General features: G+C 57.3%; 20 protein-coding genes and 1 pseudogene. 13 read left to right on the forward strand and 8 right to left on the reverse strand.

The features are described 5' to 3' along the window. The first annotated feature begins 68 nt into the window (after positions 1 to 68). The 3 genes from ACZ3HH_RS26620 (at position 69) to ahpF (ending at position 3,408) form a co-directional block, all read left to right on the forward strand. On the forward strand, positions 69 to 1,007 hold the full coding sequence (locus ACZ3HH_RS26620; RefSeq protein ID WP_465809143.1) for a site-specific integrase: 939 nt from the start codon (positions 69 to 71) through the stop codon (positions 1,005 to 1,007). A 138-nt stretch (positions 1,008 to 1,145) separates the two neighbouring features. Then, entirely contained in the window at positions 1,146 to 1,709 is a 564-nt protein-coding gene (ahpC, locus tag ACZ3HH_RS26625) for an alkyl hydroperoxide reductase subunit C (RefSeq protein WP_008155117.1), read from the forward strand. Between the two features lie 136 nt (positions 1,710 to 1,845). After that, entirely contained in the window at positions 1,846 to 3,408 is a 1,563-nt protein-coding gene (gene ahpF / locus ACZ3HH_RS26630; RefSeq protein ID WP_465809146.1) for an alkyl hydroperoxide reductase subunit F, read from the forward strand. 93 nt (positions 3,409 to 3,501) lie between these two features. Here the strand turns inward: ahpF and gloA are convergent, their stop codons facing one another. After that, positions 3,502 to 4,023, reverse strand: coding sequence for a lactoylglutathione lyase (gloA, locus tag ACZ3HH_RS26635; protein ID WP_465809148.1), 522 nt, complete (start codon positions 4,021 to 4,023; stop codon positions 3,502 to 3,504). Between the two features lie 142 nt (positions 4,024 to 4,165). Here gloA and ACZ3HH_RS26640 point away from each other — a divergent pair, with 142 nt between their 5' ends. Further along, entirely contained in the window at positions 4,166 to 4,690 is a 525-nt protein-coding gene (locus tag ACZ3HH_RS26640) for a DUF4946 domain-containing protein (RefSeq protein ID WP_465809261.1), read from the forward strand. Between the two features lie 174 nt (positions 4,691 to 4,864). On the opposite strand, the gene ACZ3HH_RS26645 is transcribed toward ACZ3HH_RS26640, so the two are convergent. The 3 genes from ACZ3HH_RS26645 to ACZ3HH_RS26655 form a co-directional block, all read right to left on the reverse strand. Then, the gene (locus ACZ3HH_RS26645; protein ID WP_008075430.1) at positions 4,865 to 5,230 is read right to left on the reverse strand and encodes a histone-like nucleoid-structuring protein, MvaT/MvaU family; all 366 of its coding nucleotides are present in this window, start codon (positions 5,228 to 5,230) and stop codon (positions 4,865 to 4,867) included. Between the two features lie 234 nt (positions 5,231 to 5,464). Then, the gene (locus tag ACZ3HH_RS26650) at positions 5,465 to 7,000 is read right to left on the reverse strand and encodes an EAL domain-containing protein (protein ID WP_465809150.1); all 1,536 of its coding nucleotides are present in this window, start codon (positions 6,998 to 7,000) and stop codon (positions 5,465 to 5,467) included. Between the two features lie 103 nt (positions 7,001 to 7,103). After that, complete coding sequence (locus ACZ3HH_RS26655) at positions 7,104 to 7,976, reverse strand: LysR family transcriptional regulator (protein WP_465809152.1); 873 nt, start codon at positions 7,974 to 7,976, stop codon at positions 7,104 to 7,106. Between the two features lie 78 nt (positions 7,977 to 8,054). On the opposite strand from ACZ3HH_RS26655, the gene ACZ3HH_RS26660 reads away from it, so the two are divergent. Next, entirely contained in the window at positions 8,055 to 9,002 is a 948-nt protein-coding gene (locus ACZ3HH_RS26660; RefSeq protein ID WP_465809154.1) for a DMT family transporter, read from the forward strand. Between the two features lie 246 nt (positions 9,003 to 9,248). Then, positions 9,249 to 10,325: a 4-hydroxyphenylpyruvate dioxygenase gene (gene hppD / locus ACZ3HH_RS26665; RefSeq protein WP_465809155.1), complete on the forward strand. Its 1,077-nt coding sequence runs from the start codon at positions 9,249 to 9,251 to the stop codon at positions 10,323 to 10,325. Between the two features lie 148 nt (positions 10,326 to 10,473). Here hppD and rarD read toward each other — a convergent pair whose 3' ends face one another. Both rarD and ACZ3HH_RS26675 read right to left on the reverse strand, forming a co-directional pair. After that, the gene (gene rarD / locus ACZ3HH_RS26670) at positions 10,474 to 11,361 is read right to left on the reverse strand and encodes an EamA family transporter RarD (protein ID WP_465809157.1); all 888 of its coding nucleotides are present in this window, start codon (positions 11,359 to 11,361) and stop codon (positions 10,474 to 10,476) included. Positions 11,362 to 11,652: 291 nt separating this feature from the next. Further along, positions 11,653 to 12,666 carry an aldo/keto reductase gene (locus tag ACZ3HH_RS26675; RefSeq protein WP_465809159.1) on the reverse strand — a complete coding sequence of 338 codons (1,014 nt, stop codon included), beginning with the start codon at positions 12,664 to 12,666 and terminating at the stop codon, positions 11,653 to 11,655. Between the two features lie 621 nt (positions 12,667 to 13,287). Between ACZ3HH_RS26675 and ACZ3HH_RS26680 the strand changes: the two genes are divergently transcribed. Further along, a complete protein-coding gene (locus ACZ3HH_RS26680; protein ID WP_465809161.1) occupies positions 13,288 to 13,641 on the forward strand; it encodes a DUF6124 family protein in 354 nt (117 codons plus the stop codon). A gap of 226 nt (positions 13,642 to 13,867) precedes the next feature. Here the strand turns inward: ACZ3HH_RS26680 and ACZ3HH_RS26685 are convergent, their stop codons facing one another. Continuing rightward, entirely contained in the window at positions 13,868 to 15,178 is a 1,311-nt protein-coding gene (locus ACZ3HH_RS26685) for an MFS transporter (protein ID WP_465809164.1), read from the reverse strand. A gap of 169 nt (positions 15,179 to 15,347) precedes the next feature. Between ACZ3HH_RS26685 and ACZ3HH_RS26690 the strand changes: the two genes are divergently transcribed. The 4 genes from ACZ3HH_RS26690 to ACZ3HH_RS26705 all read left to right on the forward strand — a co-directional run bounded on the left by ACZ3HH_RS26690 (position 15,348) and on the right by ACZ3HH_RS26705 (position 21,114). Next, positions 15,348 to 16,469, forward strand: a complete 1,122-nt coding sequence (locus tag ACZ3HH_RS26690; protein ID WP_465809166.1) for a sugar diacid recognition domain-containing protein — start codon at positions 15,348 to 15,350, stop codon at positions 16,467 to 16,469. Between the two features lie 287 nt (positions 16,470 to 16,756). Further along, positions 16,757 to 17,899: a glycerate kinase gene (locus tag ACZ3HH_RS26695; RefSeq protein ID WP_465809168.1), complete on the forward strand. Its 1,143-nt coding sequence runs from the start codon at positions 16,757 to 16,759 to the stop codon at positions 17,897 to 17,899. A gap of 361 nt (positions 17,900 to 18,260) precedes the next feature. Beyond that, positions 18,261 to 19,886: a methyl-accepting chemotaxis protein gene (locus tag ACZ3HH_RS26700; RefSeq protein ID WP_465809170.1), complete on the forward strand. Its 1,626-nt coding sequence runs from the start codon at positions 18,261 to 18,263 to the stop codon at positions 19,884 to 19,886. A 40-nt stretch (positions 19,887 to 19,926) separates the two neighbouring features. Then, the gene (locus ACZ3HH_RS26705; protein ID WP_465809172.1) at positions 19,927 to 21,114 is read left to right on the forward strand and encodes a pyridoxal phosphate-dependent aminotransferase; all 1,188 of its coding nucleotides are present in this window, start codon (positions 19,927 to 19,929) and stop codon (positions 21,112 to 21,114) included. Positions 21,115 to 21,255: 141 nt separating this feature from the next. On the opposite strand, the pseudogene ACZ3HH_RS26710 reads toward ACZ3HH_RS26705, so the two are convergent. Beyond that, positions 21,256 to 21,528: pseudogene (locus tag ACZ3HH_RS26710) on the reverse strand (transcriptional regulator); the annotation flags it as partial. A gap of 259 nt (positions 21,529 to 21,787) precedes the next feature. Between ACZ3HH_RS26710 and ACZ3HH_RS26715 the strand changes: the two are divergent. Continuing rightward, positions 21,788 to 22,591 (forward strand): hypothetical protein, encoded by an 804-nt coding sequence (locus tag ACZ3HH_RS26715; RefSeq protein WP_465809174.1) that lies wholly within the window; start codon positions 21,788 to 21,790, stop codon positions 22,589 to 22,591. Between the two features lie 90 nt (positions 22,592 to 22,681). Further along, positions 22,682 to 24,715 (forward strand): hypothetical protein, encoded by a 2,034-nt coding sequence (locus tag ACZ3HH_RS26720; RefSeq protein WP_465809176.1) that lies wholly within the window; start codon positions 22,682 to 22,684, stop codon positions 24,713 to 24,715. Positions 24,716 to 24,876: the final 161 nt, after the last annotated feature.

The following is a 24,876-nucleotide window of genomic DNA, read 5'->3' on the forward strand; positions in this document are numbered from 1 at the left end:
TACCCCGTGTGATGCGCTGTAATCCGGGTTTCACCCGCCAGAGCGGTACGTTTTCGAGAACTGAGCCCATGACCGAACTGGATCGCTACCTGCAAGCCGCCACGCGCGACAACACCCGTCGCAGCTATCGCGCGGCCATCGAGCATTTCGAAGTCAGTTGGGGCGGGTTCCTGCCGGCGACCGGCGATAGCGTGGCGCGCTATCTCGTGGCTCATGCGGGCGTGCTGTCGATCAATACCCTGAAGTTGCGCTTGTCTGCGTTGGCGCAGTGGCACAACAGTCAGGGGTTCGCCGATCCCACCAAGGCGCCTGTGGTGCGCAAAGTGTTCAAGGGCATTCGTGCGCTGCACCCGGCACAGGAAAAACAGGCCGAACCGTTGCAGCTTCAGCATCTTGAACAAGTGGTTGCCTCGCTGGAGCAAGAAGCGAAAACCGCCAAGGCGCAGGGCGATCAACCGGGACTACTGCGGGCCCGACGCGACACGGCGTTGATCCTGCTGGGCTTCTGGCGTGGTTTTCGTAGCGATGAATTGTGCCGCGTGCAGATTGAACATGTGCGGGCCAGCGCCGGCACCGGCATCACCCTCTACCTGCCTCGCAGCAAGAGCGACCGCGAGAACCTCGGCCAGACATACCAGACGCCAGCCTTGCAGCGCTTGTGTCCGGTGCAGGCCTATATCCAATGGATCACTGAAGCGGCGTTGGTCCGCGGGCCGGTGTTCCGGGGTATCGACCGCTGGGGCCATTTGAGCGAGGAGGGCTTGCACGCCAATAGTGTGATCCCGTTGTTACGCCAGGCACTGGAGCGCGCCGGTATTCCGGCTGAGCACTACACCAGTCACTCCTTGCGGCGTGGCTTTGCCACTTGGGCTCATCAAAGCGGTTGGGACTTGAAGTCGTTGATGAATTATGTGGGCTGGAAGGATATGAAGTCCGCCATGCGCTATGTTGAAGCCAGCCCGTTTCTCGGGATGACCCGAATCGCTGAAAAGCCATTGGCACCGTAAATCACGTTTTCTTCTATTAATACTGTCGGCTAATAGCGAAAACCAATCAGCAGCATCAGGTTTGCCAATGAGCCAACCGGCGATCGGGTGGGTAGGATTCACTTCATCAACTTCTTAACCCCTGACGGAGAGTCATCGATGCCTATCATCAACAGCCAAGTTAAACCGTTCAAAGCTACCGCCTACAAAAATGGCGACTTCGTACAAGTGTCGGACGCTGACCTGAAAGGCAAGTGGTCTGTCGTGTTCTTTTACCCAGCCGACTTCACCTTCGTTTGCCCGACCGAACTGGAAGACCTGGCTGACAACTACGACGCGTTCCAGAAACTGGGCGTCGAGATCTACAGCGTTTCCACCGATACCCACTTTGCCCACGCTGCCTGGCACAACACTTCGCCAGCCATCGGCAAAATCCAGTACACCATGATCGGCGACCCGACTCACGCTATCTCCCGCAACTTCGACGTACTGATCGAAGAAGCTGGTCTGGCTGACCGTGGCACCTTCGTGATCAACCCTGAAGGCCAGATCAAAATCGTTGAACTCAACGACGGCGGTGTAGGTCGTGACGCTTCCGAGCTGCTGCGCAAAATCAAGGCTGCTCAGTACGTTGCTGCTCACCCAGGCCAGGTTTGCCCAGCCAAGTGGAAAGAAGGCGAGGCCACTCTGGCTCCGTCCCTGGACCTGGTCGGCAAGATCTAAGTCTGTGACGCGCTTCATCAGGGCGGCACTCCGCACCTCCTAAGTAAGCTGCACCGCCCTTAAAAAACGCCCGGGCGAGATTCGCTCGGGCGTTTTTTTTCGACTTCTTTTTATCAAATACATGGAAATCGCCCGTATGTTGGACGCCAATCTTAAAGCCCAGTTGAAATCGTACCTGGAACGGGTCACCCAGCCGATCGAGATCGTTGCCTCCCTCGACGACGGTGCGAAATCCCAGGAAATGCTCGCATTACTCAAAGACGTTGCCAGTCTTTCCACCCAGATTACGTTGCTCGACAACGGTGACGATGCGCGCAAACCATCGTTCTCGATCAATCGCCCAGGGGCCGATATCAACCTGCGTTTCGCCGGTATCCCGATGGGCCACGAATTCACTTCGCTGGTGCTGGCCCTGCTGCAAGTCGGTGGCCACCCTTCGAAGGCCAGTATCGAAGTGATCGAACAGATCCGCTCGCTCAAAGGCGAGTTCAACTTCGAGACTTACTTCTCGCTGTCCTGCCAGAACTGCCCGGACGTGGTCCAGGCGTTGAACCTGATGGCGGTGCTGAACCCGAACATCCGTCACGTCGCCATCGACGGCGCGCTGTTTCAGGCTGAAGTCGACGAGCGCCAGATCATGGCCGTCCCAAGCCTCTACCTGAACGGTGTGAACTTCGGCCAGGGCCGCATGGGTCTGGAGGAGATTCTCGCCAAGATCGACACCAGTGGCATCGAGCGCCAGGCCGAGAAAATCAGCGCCAAAGAAGCCTTTGATGTACTGGTCGTTGGCGGTGGCCCGGCCGGTGCTTCGGCGGCGATCTACGCTGCTCGTAAAGGCATTCGCACCGGTGTGGCGGCTGAGCGTTTTGGTGGTCAGGTGCTCGACACCATGGCCATCGAGAACTTCATCTCGGTGCAGGAAACCGAAGGGCCGAAACTGGCCGTGGCGCTGGAAGAACACGTCAAGCAGTACGACGTGGACATCATGAACCTGCAACGCGCCGACAAGCTGGTGCCGGGCAAAAATGGCGAGCTGCATGAAATCCATTTCGCCAGCGGCGCCTCCTTGAAAGCCAAGACCGTGATTTTGGCGACCGGCGCCCGGTGGCGTGAAATGAACGTTCCGGGTGAGCAGCAATATCGCAACAAGGGCGTGGCGTACTGCCCGCACTGTGATGGTCCGCTGTTCAAAGGCAAGCGTGTGGCGGTGATTGGTGGCGGTAACTCCGGCGTCGAAGCGGCCATCGACCTGGCCGGTATCGTGTCTCACGTGACGCTGCTGGAATTCGACGTACAGCTGCGCGCCGATGCAGTGTTGCAGCGCAAGCTGCACAGCCTGCCGAACGTCACCGTGATCACCAGTGCGCAAACCACTGAAGTGACCGGCGATGGCCAAAAGGTCAACGGCTTGCGCTACAAGGATCGTCAGTCGGACGAGCTGCGCACTGTCGAGCTGGAAGGGATCTTCGTGCAGATCGGTCTATTGCCTAACACCGATTGGCTCAAAGGCACCATCGAGCTGTCGCCACGAGGTGAGATCATCGTCGATGCCCGTGGTGAAACGTCGATGCCCGGTGTGTTCGCGGCCGGTGACGTGACCACCGTGCCGTACAAGCAGATCGTGATAGCGGTGGGCGAGGGCGCCAAGGCTTCCCTGAGCGCATTCGATCACCTGATCCGCACCTCGGTGCCTGCATAAACGCCGACGCTGAAAACACAAAACCCCATGAGTGATCATGGGGTTTTTTGTGTCTCATACATTCCCGCTCCCACAGGGGATATGCGGTGGGGCTTACATCGGTGCTGGCTGAATGATCTCGACCCAGTAACCATCCGGGTCCTTGATGAAGGCCAGGCTCTTCATGCGACCGTCGTTCAGGCGTTTCTGGAAATCGCAGCCCAGCGCTTCAAAGCGTTCGCATGCCGCACGAATGTCCGGTACCGAAATGCAGATATGGCCGAAGCCGCGTGGGTCAGTGTTGCCATTGTGATAGGCGAAATTCGTGTCGTTCTCGGTGCCGTGGTTGTGAGTCAGCTCGAGAATGCCGGGGATCGATTTCATCCACTCGGTGCGAGCCGCGGCATCGGCCGGGATCTGGTTTTTATCGACCAGCGCCAGGAAATACAGGCTGAACTCGGCTTCCGGGAAGTCGCGTTTTTCCACCAGCGAAAAACCCAGGACGCGGGTGTAGAAATCCAGCGACTGGGTGATGTCCTTGACTCGCAACATGGTGTGGTTGAAGACGAACTTCTGGGTGGCGGTGTCGGGCTGGGCGGTCACGCCGGGAAATGTATTGAGTTCATGCAGGCTCATGGGCCCTCCGGCAAATGTATGGGGCTAAGAATACTCACAATGATACGCAAGGGCTCCGGCATCGCCAAACCAAAACCGCAGGCTTGCCTGACAGCCAGGCGAGGCTCAGACTTTACGGCTCAATTCGTGAGTGTTCGCTGCAATGATCCGATTCTGTCAATCGATGTTCGTCCTGATGTATCTGCTTTCAGGAGTTACCCCTGCTTATGCAGAGTCTCCGGTCATGATCTGGCCAAACGGATGGACCGTCGAGGCTGTTCCGCAAGATGACGCCAAACCGCAGGTTTCCCGGCAGCGCGCGGTAAAAAACGATCAGGATGGTACGCCGGTGATGGTGATGGAGTTGACCATGACTCAGGTCGAAAACGGTCACCAGGTGAACCTTCAGGGTGTATTGCTGGAAATGCGCAAGTCAGTGCAGAAGGACTTTTTTCAGGGGGGGTATCAGAGCGTCTGCACCAAAATTCACGAGACTACGTTGAGCCGGCTATCGGCGCTGGAAACTACCTGCACGATTACGCAGAATGGTCGACATGTGCTGTCTCAAACATTGGTCGCTGCGGTAGACGCCGATAAGGCCTATGTTCTTTCCTATGCGGGGCAGGCAGAGGTTTATAAGGCAAGTCAGGACGACATAGCGGCTGCTCGAAACAGCTTGAAACTTTAGTTTGAGGTTTGCGCATCAGTAGATTTCAGCGTGTTCTGAATTTTTTAGATAGCCAAAGGGATTAAGCATAAAGTTGAGCGATATGTAACGAGTTGATCGACGACTATCGTTACATTTAGACGCCACCCATGAAAAAGCCCTGCATTGGCAGGGCTTTTTCATGACCGTGAGTGCTTAGCCTCGCAGCCAGGAATCAACGGTGGCGGCACCGTATTGTTCCTTCCAGGCTTTCAGGCCGCGGTGGTTGCCGCCCTTGGTTTCAATCAGTTCACCGGTGTGCGGGTTCTGATAGACCTTGACCACGCGAGCGCGGCGGGTTTTAGGCGCTGCGGCCTGCTGCAGGCCGGATTTTGCCGGGTTAGGATCGAGGATGGCGATGATGTCGCGCAAGCTCTTGCCGTAGGTTTTCATCAGCCCCTGGAGCTTTTCTTCGAATTCGATTTCTTTCTTGAGCCCGGCATCGTTCTTCAGCGATTCCAACTGCTTGAGCTGTTCTTGAAGGGCCTTTTCAGCTGCACGGAATTCAGCGAGTCTGGACAATATCTTTACTCCAATAGTGTGTTTGGCTGATACCAACCGCAAACAAAGCTATAAGCCAAGAGCCTTGAAGCGACTCGGTGATAATGGCGCACCTGCCAGTTCTGCTCAGGTGTGAAAAATTGTAGTAGTTAATTGGCCAAGAGTAAATCCTGACTTTTTCTTCATGTAACAAGAGTAGTCTCTTGATTCAATTTGGTGCGCATCTTCGTGGCTTCGATGCTTAAAAGTGGTTAGTTAATGACCACTTAATGCTTTAATGAATTCTGCGCCGGGCATCGGCCGACCAAACAGATAACCTTGCAGAAAGTTCACGCCGTGGGCTGTCAGATAGTCACTTTGTTCCGCCGTTTCCACGCCTTCGGCGACGATACCCAGATCGAGTTTGGCCGAGAGCTCAATGATGCTGTCCAGAATGTGCCGGGAGAGGGCGTCGACACCGATCATGGCGACAAAGCTCTGATCGATCTTCAGGAAATCCACATTGAACTGACGTAAATAACCCAGGCTTGAGTGGCCAGTGCCGAAGTCATCGATCGCAATCATTACGCCCAACCCGTGAAGCTGTTCGAACAATTGCAGGGTGATGGCTGTCGGCTCGATGAGTTCGCGTTCGGTCAGTTCCAGTACCAGGTTGACGCTGCCCGGGGCGAAAGTGCTGAGAAATTCGCGGCAGTCCTCGACCAGTTCCAGATCCCGGCAGTGACTGGCGGTGATGTTGATGCCAATGTGAAACGGCCCGTCGAACGATGCCGACAAGGGCGCCAGCCATGCGGCGGTCTGTCGCATCAAGGAGCGAGTCATCGGCACGATCAGCCCGGAATGTTCGGCAAACGGGATGAACAGATCAGGGCGCACCAAGCCTTCCTTGGGATGTTGCCAGCGCATCAAGACCTCGGCGCCGGACCACTGCTTATTGTCGCCATGTACCACGGGCTGAAAGTAAGGGATGAACTCTGCGGCCTCCAGCGCACGTTGCATTTCACGGCTGGGCGACGTCGAGCGCTTCTGCAGGACGTGGCCGATCGAGCCTGACACCACACCGAAGAACATCAGCAGACTGAACAGCGGCGGGTACTCACTGCGCATGTAACGCCAAGTCTCTCCTTCGGGGAAGCCGGCAGCTACCGTGAAGGCATATCGCGCAGACGTCAGGGTGTTTTGCGCCACCGGCAAGATGGGCAGGGCGTTGTCGTGGACTTTGCCATCGGCGGACAACCAGTGGGGGCCGACTTGCAGCAACAATAATGTTTGGCGACCAATCAGGCGCAGCACGTTACTCAAGTGATAACCGTCCAGGGTGGACAATGCGCCCCGGTTTCCTTCGCTAAGCCGATACACCAACAACGCAGTATTGGGCGTGACCGGATTGCCGCTCATAAGCCATAGCTGGCCTTGGGTGTAGTCGCCGGGAATGATCTTTTCCTGATATTCACCGAACAACGAACTGCAATAGAGGTTGTTGTCCCACACAAGGTTGGTCGAGCGCACGAACGGCCGGCGGGTGACTTGTTCACGCAGGGCCAGTTTGACGTCGTTGCAGTTTTGGCCGGCCAGCGGCAATAGCTCTTGCGCCGCTTGCGCGGTGTTGTCGAGCATCAATTCGAACTGGCGAATGGCTTCTTCGCCAGTCAGTTCAGTGCTTTGCTTGAGGGTACGTTCAGCCTGCAGATAGAGAATGACGACGCCCAGCAGTACCGGAAGCAATCCGCTCAAAACAGTCACAGCGATCCGGGTGCCACGCTTGCGGCGGCTTTTGACGTTCAGTGGCATTCGCAAATCCATCGCGATAAAAGAGGGCTCTCAAAGGCTGGCACGGCGACACGCCTCCCAGAAGAGTTCAGCCATGATAGTTGGCGGACAGCACTTATGTCGTTCAATGATCATTCAGGCTCGAAGCCAGTTTGATAAAGGCCAGCGTCGCAGGTGATGACTGACGCTGATCGAGCACCGCCAGCCCGACTTGGCGGCTGATGGGTGGCGACAGGGGTTTTTTCACGTAGCGGCTGTCGTTGTCGTCAGGTAAAGAGCCTTCGGCAACAACGGTCAGGGCATCGCCACGACCGATGGTGTCCAGCGTGCTGAGCAACTGCGAGCAGCGATAGCGAATGTTCGGCGTCAATCGCGCTGCATTGAATAAGCGCGACACCAGTTCCGAAGACCCGGCTTCGGTCAGCACAAAAGGGTCGTGGCACAAATCGCTCAAACTCAAACTGTCGTGACCGGCCAGCGCATGGCCGGCTGGCAGCAGTGCGACCATCTGGTCTTCGATCAGCATAAAAGTGTCGAAGCGCTCCTGGGGCAACACCACGAAGCCGATATCGATACGCCGTTCTTCCAGCCACTGGATAACCTGGCGATCCGGCCCTTCGTCGATATGAACCTCGATGCCTGGGTGTGCGGCGCGGTAATGCTGCAGGATTCTCGGCAGCAGTTTGATCGATGAAGTCGGACCGAACGAGCCAATGCGCAGGGTGCCGCGTTTCATTCCGCGAGCATCGGCCGCTTCCTGGCGCAACGTGTTGGCCAGCCCGAGCATCGCCCGAGCGCGCAGCAATAGCTGCTGGCCGATATCACTCAGCTCGACCTGGGACTGATGCCGGCGCAGCAGTTCAACGCCCAATTCCTGTTCCAGGGACTTGAGCGCGTGGGACACCGCGGACTGGGAAATCTCCAAACGATGGGCCGCCGCCGTGAAGCCGCGCAGTTCGGCCACCAGCGAGAAAATCTCGAGTTGAGTCAGAGTCATGAGTATTTACTCATTTTACGATGATCGGATATTAGTCGAATGATACGCCATGTGCCCGATTTCTGATGGTGGAGACTTATGACTACGTGTGAACAGACCTTGGCGAATTCCTCGGATGTACCGGTCTATCTGAAACTGGCTGCGGTCACCATGATTTGGGGCGGAACGTTCGTTGCCGGGCGATTTCTGGCCGACAGCCTCAGTCCGCTATTGGCCGCGAGCCTGCGGTTCTTGCTGGCGAGCGTGGCGTTGCTGCTGTTTCTGTTGCTGGCGCGCGTGCCTTTGGTGCGTCCCAGCCCTCGGCAATGGATGCAACTGACGCTACTGGGTTTTTTCGGGATCTTCTTCTACAACCTGTGCTTCTTTTACGGGCTGCATTACATCAACGCCTCGCGGGCGTCATTGATCGTGGCACTGAACCCGGCCGTGATCGGCGTGGCGTCGTGGCTGTTGTTCAAGGAGCGGCTGAGCGGAGCGAAAGTGGCGGGTATTGCGATCTGCATTGCCGGCGCCAGCCTGGTGATCGTCAGCCGCAATCCGCAATTGCTGGCCGGCGGTACTGATGCCTGGATCGGCGATCTGTTGATCTTCGGCTGCGTGCTCGGCTGGGGTATTTATTCGCTGTTCTCCAAAGGCCTGAATCAGACGCTGGGGCCGGTGCAGACAGTGACTTACTCGATTCTATTGGGCACGCTGATGCTCTGGATGACCAGTGCCGTGCGCGGTGAGCTGAGTGTCGCGGCGCTGGCCGAACTCGGCACGCAACAATGGTTGAGCCTGATGTACCTGGGCGTGCTGGGGTCGGCATTGGCCTATATTGGTTATTACGACGGTATCCGCAAAATCGGTGCGACGCGTTCGGGTGTGTTCATCGCCTTGAACCCGCTGACTGCCGTTCTGTTTGGCGCGTTGTTGCTGGGCGAGCAATTGACCCTGGTGATGTGTCTGGGCGGCGGGCTGATCCTGGCGGGGATTTTTCTGTGCAACAAACCGCTTGCACAGGCTGCGAAAAGGGGGATTTTATAAGAAGGATGGACAACTGATTTACGCTGTGTAGAATCCGGTTACGCATATAAGAATAATCGTCTTCTGGCAGCAGAAGCCTCGCCCGTAATAGCCTTGGGTCGACAATGAAGATATTTGGGTTTCAATTGATCTACGGTGACTTCCTCGCCCGCAGCGTGCGGGGCATCTCCTGTGCGCCACCCGCCGGTCTCAGCATTGCTAGCAACTAACGATCCGTTAATTGATAAGAAATGATGAGGCGCCAAAATGGCAGATTTATACGAAAACCCAATGGGCCTGATGGGCTTTGAGTTCATCGAATTCGCATCGCCGACCCCTAACACCCTGGAGCCGATCTTCGAGATCATGGGCTTCAGCAAGGTTGCGACCCACCGTTCCAAAGACGTGCACCTGTATCGCCAGGGCGCGATCAACCTGATCCTCAACAACGAACCCAACAGCGTGGCGTCGTACTTCGCGGCCGAGCACGGTCCGTCGGTATGCGGCATGGCGTTTCGCGTCAAGGATTCGCAAAAGGCCTACAAGCGTGCCCTGGAACTCGGCGCCCAACCGATCCACATCGAAACCGGTCCGATGGAACTGCACCTGCCGGCGATCAAAGGCATCGGCGGCGCGCCGCTGTACCTGATCGACCGTTTCGGCGAAGGCAGTTCGATCTACGACATCGATTTCGTATTCATCGAAGGCGTGGACCGCTACCCGGTCGGGGCCGGCCTGAAGATCATCGATCACCTGACCCACAACGTGTATCGCGGTCGCATGGCTTACTGGGCCAACTTCTACGAGAAGCTGTTCAACTTCCGCGAAATCCGTTACTTCGACATCAAAGGCGAATACACCGGCCTGACTTCCAAGGCCATGACCGCGCCGGACGGCATGATCCGTATCCCGCTGAACGAAGAGTCGTCCAAGGGCGCCGGGCAGATCGAAGAGTTCCTGATGCAGTTCAACGGCGAGGGCATCCAGCACGTGGCCTTCCTGTCCGATGACCTGATCAAGACCTGGGATCACTTGAAAAGCATCGGCATGCGCTTCATGACGCCGCCGCCAGACACCTACTACGAAATGCTCGAAGGCCGTTTACCGAACCACGGTGAGCCGGTCAACGAATTGCAAGCGCGGGGCATTTTGCTGGACGGTTCGTCCGAGTCGGGCGACAAGCGTCTGCTGCTGCAGATCTTCTCGGAAACCCTGATGGGCCCGGTGTTCTTCGAATTCATCCAGCGTAAAGGTGACGATGGTTTCGGCGAAGGCAACTTCAAGGCGCTGTTCGAATCCATCGAACGTGATCAGGTTCGTCGGGGTGTGCTGTCCACTGACTAATCCATGACACGATGAAAAAAGCCCGCCCGGCATCACTGCCGGGCGGGCTTTTTATTGATTGATGCAAAATCCTTGTAGGAGCGAGGCTTGCCCGCGAAGGGGACCTTGAAGACGCTAAAAGCTTCGCGGGCAAACCTCGCTCCTACAATTACATCGGCCGGCGTCGTTGCCGGACCAGGTGCTTGAACCCTTCAAACACCAACACCACCACCGCCAGCCAGATCGGAATGTAGGTCAGCCATTCGCCGGGCTTGATGCTTTCCCCCAACAGCAACGCGACGCCAAGCAACAGCACCGGCTCGACGTAACTCAACAACCCGAACAGGCTGAACGGCAGCAAACGGCTGGCAATGATGTAGACCACCAGCGCCGAAGCGCTGATCACGCCCAGCAGCGGAATCAGCAGCGACAGCCACGGATACTGGTCGAAGACGCCAAAACCTTGTTCACCGCCCTGCACGAACCAGAATGCCACTGGCAGCGTTAACGCCATGTCCAGCCATAAACCGCCAAGGTTGTCTGCGGCCAGACGCTTGCGCAGGATGAAATACATTGGATAGCCGATGCAAACCAGCAAGGTTGCCCAGGAAAAACCACCGACCTGATACACCTCATTGATCACGCCGAGGCAGGCAAACATCACGGCAATTTTTTGCAAATAGGAGAGGCGCTCGCCATAGGCGATCCGCCCGGTCAGCACCATGGTCAACGGCAACAGGAAATACCCAAGCGATACATCCAGACTATAGCCGTTGAGCGGCGCCCACATGAACAGCCAGAGCTGCACACCTAGCAAGGCCGAAGAGGCGATCAGGCCAGCCATCAATTTCGGATGGCCAGCAATGCGCCGAAAAATTTCGGCAACGCGTTTCCATTCGCCGGAAACCACCATGAATATGGTCATGCAGGGCACGGTCAGCAGCATTCGCCAGCCGAAAATTTCGACGCCGCTCAGGGGAGTGAGCAACGATGTGTAGTAATACATGACGGCAAACAGCACCGAGGCAGTGACTGATAGAGCGATACCTTTATGCAAACTGCCCTCGCGTGACATTGATTGAGCGTGAAGCGGGCGCAGAGGATACGTGGTTTTACAGCCGAATATTGTCCGGTCGATCAACGCCGACCCATTGTGGGGGCGATGTCGTACACAATATTGCACTCGACACATAATCCTGTGGGAGCGGGCTTGCCCGCGAAAGCGGTCTGCCAGCCAACATCAATGCTGAATGTGAAACCGCTATCGCGGGCAAGCCCGCTCCCACAGTAGACCGTGATCGCCAATAGATCTTGTGATCGACGGGAGCGAGCCTGCTCGCGAAAAATCTCAAGCCGTACGCGGTTTACGCCCCGACACAAAATGGCTCACGTCATTGAACCCCGGTGTCGATGCATGCCCTGGTGTCACCAGCGAATCAATAAATGCCTCGTCTTCAGTCGTGATCTTCACCGCCTGCGCCTTGGTGTACGCATCCCACTGTTGCTCAGTCCGAGGCCCTACGATGGCCGAAGTCACAGCGCCGTTGTTCAGCACCCAGGCAATCGCGAACTCGACGATGCCCACGCCACGGCCCTGAGTGTATTCCTGGATCTGTTGGGCAATGCGCAGCGACTCAACCCGCCATTCGGTTTCCAGAATGCGTTTGTCCTGACGGCCCGCGCGACTGTTGGCGTCCGGTGTCACGTCGGGCGCGTACTTGCCGCTGAGCACACCACGCGCCAGCGGACTGTACGGCACAACACCGAGGCCATAGTTTTGCGCGGCGGTGATCTGCTCGGTTTCCGCCTGACGGTTGACGATGTTGTACAGCGGCTGGCTGATGACCGGTCTATCGACACCGAGTTTGTCGGCCACACGAATCACTTCAGCGATACGCCAGCCACGATAGTTCGACAGGCCCCAGTAGCGAACCTTGCCCTGGCGGATCAAATCGCCAATGGCCGACACCGTGACCTCCAGCGGCGTGTCATGGTCTTCGCGGTGCAGGTAATAGATGTCCAGATAATCGGTGCCCAACCGCGTCAGGCTGGCGTCGATGCCGTTGAACAGGTGCTTGCGGCTCAGGCCGCTGCGGTTCGGCACACCGTCCACCGGGCCGAAACCGACTTTGGTCGCCAGCACCCATTCGTGGCGGTTGCCGGCGATCGCTTCGCCGACGATCTCTTCGGAGCGGCCGTTGGTGTACACGTCCGCGGTGTCGATGAAATTGATGCCCTGATCCCAAGCCTTGTCGATGATTCGCAGGGAATCTTCGGTGCTGGTCTGTTCGCCGAACATCATGGTGCCCAATGTGAGGGTCGACACCTGTAAACCCGAATGACCCAGCGTGCGATAGCTCATGACGAAATCCTTTTACCGGTCAGAAAGCCCTAATCAAATACCAGAACCGTGACTGGGAGCAATCGGAATTATCAGCTCAATACCCTCTGTGGGAGCAGGTCTGTGGCAAGGCGGCTGTTGTGGCGAGGGGGCTTGCCCCCGTTCGGTTGCGAAGCAGTCGTAAACTCGTTACATGCGGTTTACCTTTGAAATGCCGGGGCCGCTTCGCGACCCAACGGGGGCAAGCCCCCTCGCCACAGGTCCGATCCCACACTGGATAAGTGGCAATAAACGGCAATGTTTAAATGGCGTCGATGGATGCTCTCAGAGGCTACACATCCTTGCGCCGTAGCCTACGACTACGCCAGAATCCGCCGGCTAGTGCGCCTTGTGCCCGGGTTGTATCGTTTCCGTGTCGCTGAATAACAGCGATCGGGTTTGGTAGCCCGGTTACCTGTCGCATAACGCAACGTAATGCAGAGATTTTTTTCGTCTTCTGTTTTATGGCGGTCATGCGTAGGGCGTCCTCGGATGCGCCGGGTTTTGCACCAGGTAACCGGTCTACCAACCTGCGTATGGCCGCCACCCTTCGCTTGGTAGCGAGGGTGATGGCTCCTTAATGTCTTACCTGGAGCTTCATCTATGTTCAAACCAACACCCAATCCACCGGAATCAGATCCGACATCCCCCTACGAATCCCTCGATTCAAAAAAACTTAACGAAGCCGCAGACCGCGCCCTCGATCATTACCTCAAGCCACCCAAAGAACCTGCCCGCAAACCCAGCAAAATGTTTATCGTCGCACCTGGCGTCGATTCGGAAAGCCTGCTGGCCCACGCCTGCGAATCCATGGCGTCGGCGAGCGTGATGCTCAGTGATTTCGCCACATTGGTGGGCGAACCCTATCGCAGTACGATGCTCGGGATTCAACAGGTCGTGATGAACGGTGAGCTGGCGGTCAATCGAGTGCTGGATAATCTCGATCCGCAGGGTTAGCGCAGATCTGTGGTTCGGAGCTTGCCTGTGGCGAGGGAGCTTGCTCCCGCTCGGCTGCGCAGCAGTCGTAAAACCAGCGAATGCGGTTTATCTGATGCAACCGGGTTGAATGATTTTGGGGTCGCTGCGCAACCCAGCGGGAGCAAGCTCCCTCGCCACAAAAGCAATTGTGCGTCCGTGAAATGAGAAACGGCTCGAAAGGGCCGTTTCTCATTTTCGCTGAACCTTAAGCCCGCAACGTCCGCGTCATGCGCAACGCCAACAAACTCCCACAAACAATCACACCCGCCAGCAGATACAGCGCCGCATCGGTCGACCCGGTGCTGTCCTTGACCCAACCCACCAGATACGGACTAAGAAAACCCGCCATCTGCCCCATGGAGTTGATCAACGCCAAACCACCCGCCGCAGCGCCTGCACTCAGCATTGCGGTCGGCACAGGCCAGAACATCGGCAGGCCGGTGAGGGCGCCCATGGTTGCGATGGTCAGCCCAAGAATGGCGATGGCCGGGTTGGCGGCGAAGTTCACCGCGATCAACAGACCCACCGCGCCCATCAGCATCGGCACCACCAAGTGCCAGCGGCGCTCTTTGCGCAGGTCCGCCGAGCGGCCGACCATCAACATGAACACCGCCGCCAGCAGGTACGGAATCGCACTGAGCCAACCAATCACCAGGTTATCGCTGAAACCGAGGTTCTTGATGATCGACGGCAGCCAAAAGTTGATCGCGTAGACACCGCTCTGGATGCAGAAATAAATCAGGCCGAAGGCCCAGATCGCCGGGTTCTTGAACACCGCCAGCAGCGAATCAGTAGCGGTTTTCGGTTTGCTGGCCAAGTCTTCAGCGTGATCGGCCTCAAGCACCGAACGCTCGTAAGGGGTCAGCCATTTGGCGTTGGCGTAACTGTCGCTGAGCAGGAAGTAGGCGAGGGCGCCGAGGATAACGGTCGGAATACCTTGCAGCAGGAACATCCACTGCCAGCCGGCCAAACCGGCTTGGGCCGCGCCGAAGTGATTGAGAATCCAGCCAGAAAACGGACTGCCGAGCAAGCCGGACACCGGGATCGCCGACATGAACAGCGCCATGATGCGGCCACGACGGAACGTCGGGAACCACTGCGAGAGATAAAGCACCACGCCCGGGAAGAACCCGGCTTCGGCCGCACCGGTAAACAGGCGCAGGGTGTAGAACTCCGTCGGTGTGGTGACGAACAGCAGGCAAGTCGACAGCGTGCCCCAAGTGATCATCATCAGCGCGATCCAGCGTCGCGGGCCGAATTTGCTCAGGGCCAGGTTGCTCGGTACGCCGCAGAGTACGTAGCCGATAAAGAAAATCCCGGCACCGAGGCCGTACACGGTTTCGCTGAATTTCAGTGCGTCGAGCATCTGCAGTTTGGCAAACCCGACGTTCACCCGGTCGAGGTAGTTGAACAGGTAGCAGATGAAAATGAAGGGGATCAAACGCAGGGTAATGCGTTTGTAGACGGCGTTTTTGTCGTCAGCGGTGGCCAGGGTAGCTGCGGCGCTCTGTGACATGGCGGGCTCTCTCTTTATTATGATTTTTTGCGATGCACGGGTAACGTTGATCGCCCGATGAGTCTCGGCCACCCCTTGGGTGGTTGTCTTTGTGCCTGAGCACAGGGTTTACGACCAAGGCCTGTGCGGGTGAACAACCCGTTCCATCACGTTTTCAAGGAACCGCGCTATGTTCGAACTCGATCACGACCTGGCCCAGGACATCGTCGACCGGGCGATGGCCATCCTGCCGTACAACGTCAATGTCATGGACAGTCAGGGGTTGATTCTCGGCAGCGGCGAACCGGAACGCATCAACACCCGTCACGAAGGCGCGCAATTGGTGTTGGCCAACGGGCGCGTGGTGGAGATCGACGCGCAAACCGCGATTCACCTCAAAGGCGTGCAACCGGGCATCAACCTGCCGCTGTTGCTCGATCAGCGTTTGATTGGTGTGCTGGGCATCACCGGCGAGCCTGAGCAATTGCGCACCTACGCCGAGCTGGTGCGCATGACCGCCGAGATGCTGGTGGGCCAGCGCAATCAGCAGGCCGAGCAGCAATGGCGGCGCCAGCGTTGCGATGATCTGCTGGCGCTGCTGCTCAGCGAGGCGGGGGATTCGCCGCGGTTGCTGGACGAAGCGCAGCAACTGGGGCTCAAACCGCAATTGACGCGGGTGCCGTACCTGTTCGAGTTGGGCATGGAACACGGCCCGGGCCAGACCGTCGAAGCGCTCAGCGCCTGGTTGATGTCGCGTTATCCGGACAGTTGGTGCGTGAGCTCGGCCAAGTCTTCGTTGCTGTGGTGCCGACCGGCGACGCCGGCGATCGAGAACGAGCGGTTGCTGGAGAAGCTCGATGGCCTCGGCTGGAATATTTTGCGCATCGCCGTGGGCGGGCAGGCCGATGGATTGTCGGGATTGCGCCGCTGCTATCGTCGGGTCGGTGATTTGCTGGCCTACGGGCGTGATGTGTTGCCTCATTCGCGCTTGCTGACGCTGAACCGCTATCGGCTGCCGGTGATGCTCTGGCGGCACCGCAACGACGATGCGCTGGATGAACTGCTGCGCCCGCTGCACAAAGTCATCGCCAAGGATGGCAACGGCCAGCTGCTGGCGACCCTGCGCAGTTGGTGCGAACACGACGGTCAGAGCCAGGCCTGCGCCGATGCCTTGGGTATCCATCGCAACAGTTTGCGTTACCGCATGGAACGAATCGCCGAACTCAGCGGCGTCGACCCGCTAAAACTGGACGGAATGCTCGCGCTCTACCTCGGCGTCCAGCTGCTCCCCCAGGCAGACACCACCCCATGAATCACACAATTCCTTGTGGGAGCGGCGGTGCGGCGATCCGACTTGCCCGCGAAGAGGCCATCACATCCAACATGCAGGGTGACTGACACACCGCCATCGCGGGCAAGTCGGATCGCCGCACCGCCGCTCCCACAGTGATTTGTGGTGGTGCACAGAGTTGTGAACGGCGCCGCTCCCGCCGGGTTTTGTGAAAATGAACAATAATCCTCTTGGCCGCTTGTGCAGCGGACCGGCGTTATTGTTCATGGCGGCTGGCAGCATGGACGCATTGGAACTGGAGAATTCGCATGAAAATCGTCATCGCCCCCGACTCGTTCAAGGACAGCCTCAGCGCCCAAGGCGTGGCTGATGCCATCGCGCTCGGACTGGCCGAAGTCTGGCCGGATGCACAATTGCTCAAGTGCCCGATGGCTGACGGTGGGGAAGGCACGGTCGAGTCGATTCTTGCCGCGTGCGACGGCGAACTGCGCCGCACCCATGTTCGCGGGCCGTTGGGCGCCACGGTCGATGCCGCGTGGGGCTGGTTGCCACACAGTCACACCGCGATCATCGAAATGGCCGAGGCCAGTGGCCTGCAACGGGTTCCGCCGAACCTGCGCGATGCCTGCACCAGCAGCACCTACGGCACCGGTGAATTGATCCGCGCCGCGCTGGATGCCGGCGCACAACGGGTGATCCTGGCGATTGGCGGCAGCGCCACCAACGACGGCGGCGCCGGAGCGATGCAAGCTTTGGGCGTTAAGCTGCTGGACGCCCAAGACCAAACCCTGATCCCGGGCGGTCTCGCCTTGGCGCAACTGGCCCGCCTCGATTTGAGCGAGATCGATCCGCGTCTGGCCAAGGTGCGCTTCGACATCGCCGCCGACGTCAATAACCCGCTGTGCGGCCCTCATGGTGCCTCAGCGATTTTCGGCCCGCAGAAAGGTGCGTCGCCCGAGCAGGTCGAGCAACTGGATCAGGCCCTCGGTCACTTTGCCGAACTCTGCGCGCAAGCGCTGGACAAAGACGTGCGCGACGAACCGGGCAGCGGCGCGGCGGGCGGCTTGGGGTTTGCCGCCAAGGCGTTTCTCGGCGCGCAATTTCAGGCCGGGGTGGAAGTGGTCGCCGAATTGGTGGGGCTGGCTGAGGCGGTCAAAGGCGCCGATCTGGTGATCACGGGCGAAGGTCGTTTCGATGCCCAGACGTTGCGCGGCAAAACTCCGTTTGGCGTTGCGCGCATTGCGCGGCAACACGGCGTGCCGGTTATCGTCATCGCCGGCACCTTGGGCGAGGGGTATCAGGCGCTGTACGAGCATGGCATCGATGCGGCCTTTGCCTTGGCCAGCGGCCCGATGACATTGGAGCAGGCCTGCGCCGAAGCACCGCGTTTGTTGCGCGAGCGCGCCCGTGATATTGCGCGGGTGTGGCGGGTGGCGGCCGACAAGGACTGACTCAATCCTCAGCAGAAAAAATCCCTGTGGCGAGAGAGCTTGCTCCCGCTGGGCTGCGAAGCGGCCCCAAAGAATTTACGGCTGCTGCGCAACCGAGCGGGAGCAAGCTCCCTCGCCACAAAAGCTATTGCGCAAAGCCGATCTCCGCGCAGCATCTGTTTCACCGTTGAAACACTCCTGCCTCCCTCGAAAAATATTTCTCCAACCCCTGCAAAAAACCTCAACCCCGGCCGATACAGCTAACAGGCGCACACAAACCAACTACAACAGTGGCGCCAAGCTGAAAGGCGCGCGCGCCATCGCCCGCCCGAACAGTGATCCCCGCAAGGATGCTCGCCGCCTCAATTACCGAGATCATCCTATGTCACTGCGTAATCTGAAAATCGCGCCTCGAGCTTTCCTCGGTTTCGCCTTCATTGCCTTGCTGGTGATCGTGCTGGGTGTGTTTGCCGTGAACCGCATGTCGATCATCCGCCAGGCCTCTGTCGATATGGAAATGACGCAGTTACCCAGCATCGGGTTTCTGGGTAACGTGACGGAAAACGTCCTGCGGCTGCGGATTCTCTCGTTCCGCGTACTGGTCAACCGTGATCCGGCGGCGTTGCAGGAAGCTCAGACCCGCATCGGCGTGCTCGTCGACAAGGTGCGCACTTCCCAAACAAGCTATGCCGCCTTGCCGGCCGGCCCTGAAGAAGCGGCGCTGTACAAAACCTTCGCGACTACCCTCGACAGCTATATGCAAGCCCAGAGCCAGATGCTGGAGCTGTCGCGGCAGAACAAACTGGATGAGATGCGCACCCTGATCAACACACGGATCAAGGAAGGCACCGATCAGATGGGTGAGCAACTGAACAAACTGGTGGCGCTCAACACCGCCGATGCCAAAGCCGCGTCGGCCAAGGCGGGCGAGCACTACAGCGAAGCCTTTACCGGCATTGTGACGGTGGCGGTAATAGCTTCGCTGCTGACCGTGCTGCTGGCCTGGCTGCTGACCCGCAGCATCCTCACGCCGCTGAACCGTGCGGTGCTCGCGGCCGAAACCATTGCTGGTGGCAACCTGAGCAAGGTTATCGAAGTCGACGGTAACGACGAACCCGCGCGTTTGCTCGGCGCCTTGTCCGCCATGCAGACCAACCTGCGCAAAACCATCGAACAAATCGCCGGCTCCGCAACACAACTGGGCGCCGCCGCGGAAGAACTCAGCACTGTGACGCAAGAAGCGTCCCGCGGCCTGCAACAGCAAAACAACGAAATCGAACAGGCGGCCACCGCCGTCAACGAAATGACTGCCGCCGTGGAAGAAGTAGCGCGCAACGCGGTATCGACCTCCGAAGCTTCTAACCAGTCGACCCAAGCGGCCCGCGAAGGTCGTGACCGTGTGGTGGAAACCGTCGACGCGATCCAGACCATGACCCACGACGTACAAAACACCGCGTTGATGATCGAGGGCCTGGCCGCTCAGGGCCGCGATATTGGCAAAGTGCTGGACGTGATCCGTGCCATTGCCGAGCAGACCAACCTGCTGGCCCTCAATGCCGCGATCGAAGCGGCCCGTGCCGGGGAAGCCGGGCGTGGCTTTGCGGTGGTGGCGGACGAGGTTCGGGCGTTGGCCCATCGCACCGCGCAGTCGACCCAGGAAATCGAGAAAATGGTCGCCGGCATCCAGAACGGCACCGGTGAAGCGGTCTCGTCGATGCAGCAAAGCAATCAGCGCACCCAAAGCACCCTGGAAATGGCCCGTGCGGCGGGTATCGCCCTGGAGCAGATCACCCAATCGATTCAGTTGATCAACGAACGTAACCTGGTGATCGCCAGTGCCTCGGAAGAACAGGCTCAGGTGTCCCGTGAAGTCGACCGTAATCTGGTGAACATTCGCGACCTGGCCACTCAGTCCGCCGCCGGTGCCAACCAGACCAGTGCCGCCACCCACGAATTGTCGCGATTGGCGGTTGATTTGAACGCGATGGTGGCGCGTTTCGTGATTTGAGATAGGGTTGAAACTGGACCTCGCGCGTTAGGAGAAGTACATGCGCTATTCAGCCTTGACCCAGCGAATCGCCGGTGACGGAGCAGCGGCCTGGAAGATTCACGATCGAGCGCTGGAATTGCGCGAACAGGGCGTCGACGTGCTGTTGCTGTCGATCGGCGATCCGGATTTCGATACACCGTTGCCCATCGTCCACGCTGCCATCGATAGCCTGTTGGCGGGTGACACCCACTATTCGGATGTACGCGGCACCCGAACACTGCGCAGCAGCATCGCCAGCCGTCATCAGCGGCGCAGCGGTCAGGAGGTGGATGCCGACCATGTGATCGTGCTGCCCGGCGCGCAGTGCGCGGTGTATTCGGTTGCCCAATGCCTGCTCGATCCCGGCGATGAAGTGATCGTCGCCGAACCGATGTACGTGACTTATGAAGGTGTGTTCGGCGCCTGTGGCGCCAGCGTGGTGCCGGTGGCGGTGTGTCCGGAGAACGGCTTTAGGGTTGAACCGGCCGATGTCGCGGCGCTGATCACCCCGAAAACCCGCGTCATCCTGCTCAACAGCCCGAACAATCCCTCCGGTGCCAGCCTGTCGTTAAAAAGCTGGAAGGCGCTGGCGGCGCTGTGTGTGCGGCATGACCTCTGGCTGATCAGCGACGAGGTCTACAGCGATCTGTTGTATGAGGGCGAGCACATCAGCCCGGCCAGCCTGCCGGGCATGGCCGAGCGCACCGCGACCCTCAACAGCTTGTCCAAATCCCACGCCATGAGCGGCTGGCGAGTGGGCTGGATGATCGGCCCGAAACCGCTGGCCGAACACTTGATGCATCTGTCGTTGTGCATGCTGTTCGGCCTTCCGGATTTCGTCCAGAAAGCCGCGCAAGTGGCGCTCGATAAAGACTTGCCGGAAGTGGCGCTGATGCGCGAGGAATATCGCCAGCGTCGCGATCTGGTGTGCGCGAGGTTAAGCGGGTGCCCGGGCATCCGGGCGATCAAACCTGATGGCGGGATGTTCGTGATGGTCGATGTGCGCCAGACCGGGCTCGGTGCTCAGGATTTTGCCGAGCGGCTGCTTGAAGTGTATGGCGTGTCGGTGCTGGCCGGCGAAGCCTTCGGGCCGAGCGCGGCGGGGCATATTCGCATTGGCCTGGTGGTGGATCAGATGAGGTTGGCGGATGCGTGCCAGCGGATTGCGTCGTGTGCGGCCGAGTTGCTGCAGGTGCGGCGTGCCTGAAGGATGTGAGCTTAATTTGATGGCCCTTTCGCGGGCAAGTCGGATCGCCGCACAATCAACCGCGCCGAAAAATTCAGCATCTGTACCGCCCCCTCATCGCCGTGCAGTCGCTTGAGCAAACATTCAAGCGCACTAGCACCAAATTTCGCGATGCAATTCGCTTAGCTCATCCAGGTGATGGCTGAGGGTGTTCACGATCAAGCCTTCGATGTTGTACGAGCGCAGCAGCGTCAGGTGCTGACGTTCCTGCTCGTCGTCGCGTTCGGTGTTGCACACCACCAGGCTGTAGCCGTGCGCGCGGCAAGTGGTTTCCACCCCGTGCATCACGGCAATCGAATGGTTGCGGATATCGGCCACCAGCATGCCGATCGGGCGAGTGCGGCCGCGTTTCAGGCCTCGGGCCGGCGTATTCGGCAACATCGAGCATGGTGACGCGGCTGCGCTGGGCGGCGAAAAGTCGTTCATCGATGAACCTTGTTGTTATTGGAATAGCACTGAAACCGGCTTCAGTGGGGCCGGTTTTCGGCGAAGTGCTTTTATTTAAGTGCATCGGATTTTTCCGACAGACGGACGCTTTACCTGTCAGATCTGACAGTAGGCACGTTGGCGGAAAGGACGTTTAATCTTTTCTGAGGATTTTAGTTAATTTCAAAGCATCTAAGAGGACTCGTTAATGTCGAGCCAAGGGCAACAGGCTTTTAATCCACCCAAAGTGATAGGGGTGGAAGATCCAGATGTTGATCCGGAAGGCCATATTCCGCTGGAGCTGCTGGCAGCAGGAATTGAGGTCGTCATTCCTCTGTGGCCCGATTATGCAACGCAGCCGGATGAAAGAGATGTTTTGATTGTTTATTTTAAATTGCCGGGGCAACCGATCGTTGAAATTAGAAATGAGTATAAGGCTGAGGATATTCAGCCTGAGTTTATTATCCCCATTGCTGCCAATTATTTGCAGCTGAACGGTGTAGGGGAGTTATGGTATCTAGTGCTGGATAGTGCTGACAACCCTTCACCTTCAAAACACCGTAATCTGACAGTCGATCACACCCCCATTCCAATCGACCTTGAAGAGTCTCGTTTTTCGGATGCGAACTTACATGGATATCTGAACTGCAACACTGTCCCACCCTTGTGGGAGGGTGTTCGACTATTTATTCCTCCCTTATCAGGGTTCAGCGTTGGAGATCGCGTTGAATTGCTCTGGAAAGGTTATCCCAGTTTGAACGGTAGCGGTCCGGAATATATAGGCGCCCAAAAGAAAGTCACTCGTCCGGCATTGAGCGATACGGACATAAAAGAGGGGTATTCTTTGGTAATCGAGCCGTACGATATTCATATAAAGCCCATGGTCGAAAAATCGTCGGCCACTGTACAGTACCGGATATACCGAGGTCGCAGACTGGTGGGCGTGTCCCAAGTTGGCTTGGCAAAAATAGATAGAATCATACCCGGCACAGAACTACCGTGCGGGCCATAGAGAGCATGGAGAAAAAGAAGTGGTGGCGATAGGTAATAAATGACTTTGTTTAGAGTGAGTTCGACAATACCATAAAGTATGGAGGCGATTATGAATGCAATAGTTGAAAAAGCCGAACTGTCCAGGCGGGCAGCGTTTAAAACAAGAGTGACGCCGGATAACAGTATTAATGCGGATCCTCCGAAGGCGGCTACATTTCCTGCGCAGGAATTGCTCCCCGACGTGCGGATTCCGGAAAAGTATCTCTCGGCAGACTTGGATTATCTCGTTCCAAAGCCGTTGATTGAACATGACGATGATGCTTTTCAACCGCAGATCCGGAAAAAGGGCAACGTCGATTGGATGTATATCCTGAAGGAGGATGAATTCATTGAGCCAGGTCCGGTAGCTGACCGAGACTGGACCGTACCGTACCAGATTCCAAACTGTTTTCTCATAGAAGAAACCACGCCCGAAGCTCCAACTGAATGGGAGTTTCGGTATATCTTTTTTGCCGGAGGAGGGAATGATGCTGGATCGGATATCTCCACCTTCGGGATCGACCGCACGCCTCCTTACAAAGTCAAAGATCCACTCTCTGACCGAACACCAGGAGCACCTACATGGCCTGCGGATTTGAGTCCAGCTGTACCTATCGATGAGACCTACCTCGAAGGAAAAACCGGCATCCTCGTGAAGCCTTTGATTCCTGCGAACTACGAGACTACGGACGTTTACAGGTTTTACTTTGGACCTGCGCCGGACCCAGGTCGGGACACCCCCGTATACGAAAATTCCCTCTCGGCGGCTCGGGAGGCGGAAATTCCCGTCGCCGTCTTTAGAGGTGCTGCCGATGGTCCCAATCAACTCATCTATGTATCAACGGATTTGACGGGGAATAAGGGGCGTCAGTCGACCCCCAGCCTGCGCACCGTCGCCCATGCGAAGGATCCGGATCCTATAACGGTCAAGCCCCCGGTCGTAACCTTGGCGAACGGTACGGACGGCGATGACTTGATCGATCTGGCTGACACTCAAGTTGATCCCCTGGGTGTGGAGTTCAAAGTCACAGTGCCTACCCCCAATGCTAATTCCGATACGATAGTTGGCTACTGGGGTGATCAACCGGTTGGTGCCGAACAGCGAGTAGGCAATGAAACTGAATTAACGTTCTATGCCCCCTACAGCCTTGTAAAACAAGTGTATGGCGAAACCGATGGTATCGTTGTGACAAATGTAAGCTGGAAAATGTTTCGTGGTGCCAATAGAGAGCTCGCAAAATCGGATATTGATATTGATGTTGATATTTCCTTTATTGGTCCGGACCCAATTACGATTGGATTGGAACCACCGAGACTTACAACAACCAAAGGCAATACTGACGAGATCAAGGAAGAGGATTTTGATGACACCGGAATCACGGTCCATATCGATATTTTCGATGCGCCAGCCACAGAAGAAGGTTGGTTTATTAAGTGGTTCTATGACGACATGGAGATTGGCCTCCCTATTCCGTTGACAACAGGGCAAGAGGGCACCACGATTGATCGTATTCTTCCTTGGGCTACTGTCGAAGCGCAACGGAGTGGAACAAAGGTGTTGCGTTATATGCTGTATACTCCAGCAGGACGAAACCCAACGCAGTCGAGAACAAAAGACATTCCTGTCGAGGAGTTTCCAATTGAGATGGTTGCGCCGCAAGTCATTAAACTTTCTGGTCCGCGAAGGAGAATCGGCTGCGCCACATTAAACTTTCCTACAGCCACTATTCCAAGTGATGGTACTGAGAGGAGAAATATGCTTGTACGTATATTGCCCAATCAATACACAGTCGATGGCGAGACTATTACCTTGAAGTATGAGGCATTTACCATGGCAGATCCGCCGGTGGCTATTCCCAATACTGATGCTGAAGCCACCTATCCAATCATTGGTGCATTCCCTGCGGATGGCGTCATTATTGAAATTGGCGATTATGATGAAGATTTCAAACCAGCACATGCGGCAAATGGCAAGCTGACTTATTCGATTTCTCGCGGAGGAGCAGGAAACAATCCTACACCAGAGTCACTGCCCGCTATCCATCAGTTGGATCTGGTTTACAGTCAAGGGCAATACTGTGAGGAGTACGTGCCCACACCATAAGTTGTTTTATATCAAGGGGCGGGGTGAGCAGGAGGCGCGCCGCCGCCCCACCTTTCTGTAATTTTGGAACCAGGCTCGTCGAGTCTGAAGGAGTTTTCGTGCGCTTAGCTAGGATAAGTCCTACAGAAATTTGTAGGTCTTCCCTATAGCCTTGCGACCCT

It is taken from the genome of Pseudomonas sp. PME37.24/025 (assembly GCF_055556615.1).

Coding starts and splice junctions, on each gene's coding strand:
- ACZ3HH_RS26655 (WP_465809152.1), bottom strand. CDS start 7,976: ATGACTCTGACTCAACTCGAGATTTTCTCGCTGGTGGCCGAACTGCGC.
- ahpF (WP_465809146.1), top strand. CDS start 1,846: ATGTTGGACGCCAATCTTAAAGCCCAGTTGAAATCGTACCTGGAACGG.
- ACZ3HH_RS26705 (WP_465809172.1), top strand. CDS start 19,927: ATGCGCTATTCAGCCTTGACCCAGCGAATCGCCGGTGACGGAGCAGCG.
- ACZ3HH_RS26660 (WP_465809154.1), top strand. CDS start 8,055: ATGACTACGTGTGAACAGACCTTGGCGAATTCCTCGGATGTACCGGTC.
- ACZ3HH_RS26685 (WP_465809164.1), bottom strand. CDS start 15,178: ATGTCACAGAGCGCCGCAGCTACCCTGGCCACCGCTGACGACAAAAAC.
- ACZ3HH_RS26720 (WP_465809176.1), top strand. CDS start 22,682: ATGAATGCAATAGTTGAAAAAGCCGAACTGTCCAGGCGGGCAGCGTTT.
- ACZ3HH_RS26650 (WP_465809150.1), bottom strand. CDS start 7,000: ATGCCACTGAACGTCAAAAGCCGCCGCAAGCGTGGCACCCGGATCGCT.
- ACZ3HH_RS26680 (WP_465809161.1), top strand. CDS start 13,288: ATGTTCAAACCAACACCCAATCCACCGGAATCAGATCCGACATCCCCC.
- ACZ3HH_RS26690 (WP_465809166.1), top strand. CDS start 15,348: ATGTTCGAACTCGATCACGACCTGGCCCAGGACATCGTCGACCGGGCG.
- ACZ3HH_RS26675 (WP_465809159.1), bottom strand. CDS start 12,666: ATGAGCTATCGCACGCTGGGTCATTCGGGTTTACAGGTGTCGACCCTC.
- ACZ3HH_RS26695 (WP_465809168.1), top strand. CDS start 16,757: ATGAAAATCGTCATCGCCCCCGACTCGTTCAAGGACAGCCTCAGCGCC.
- ACZ3HH_RS26715 (WP_465809174.1), top strand. CDS start 21,788: ATGTCGAGCCAAGGGCAACAGGCTTTTAATCCACCCAAAGTGATAGGG.
- gloA (WP_465809148.1), bottom strand. CDS start 4,023: ATGAGCCTGCATGAACTCAATACATTTCCCGGCGTGACCGCCCAGCCC.
- ACZ3HH_RS26620 (WP_465809143.1), top strand. CDS start 69: ATGACCGAACTGGATCGCTACCTGCAAGCCGCCACGCGCGACAACACC.
- ahpC (WP_008155117.1), top strand. CDS start 1,146: ATGCCTATCATCAACAGCCAAGTTAAACCGTTCAAAGCTACCGCCTAC.
- ACZ3HH_RS26700 (WP_465809170.1), top strand. CDS start 18,261: ATGTCACTGCGTAATCTGAAAATCGCGCCTCGAGCTTTCCTCGGTTTC.
- hppD (WP_465809155.1), top strand. CDS start 9,249: ATGGCAGATTTATACGAAAACCCAATGGGCCTGATGGGCTTTGAGTTC.
- ACZ3HH_RS26640 (WP_465809261.1), top strand. CDS start 4,166: ATGATCCGATTCTGTCAATCGATGTTCGTCCTGATGTATCTGCTTTCA.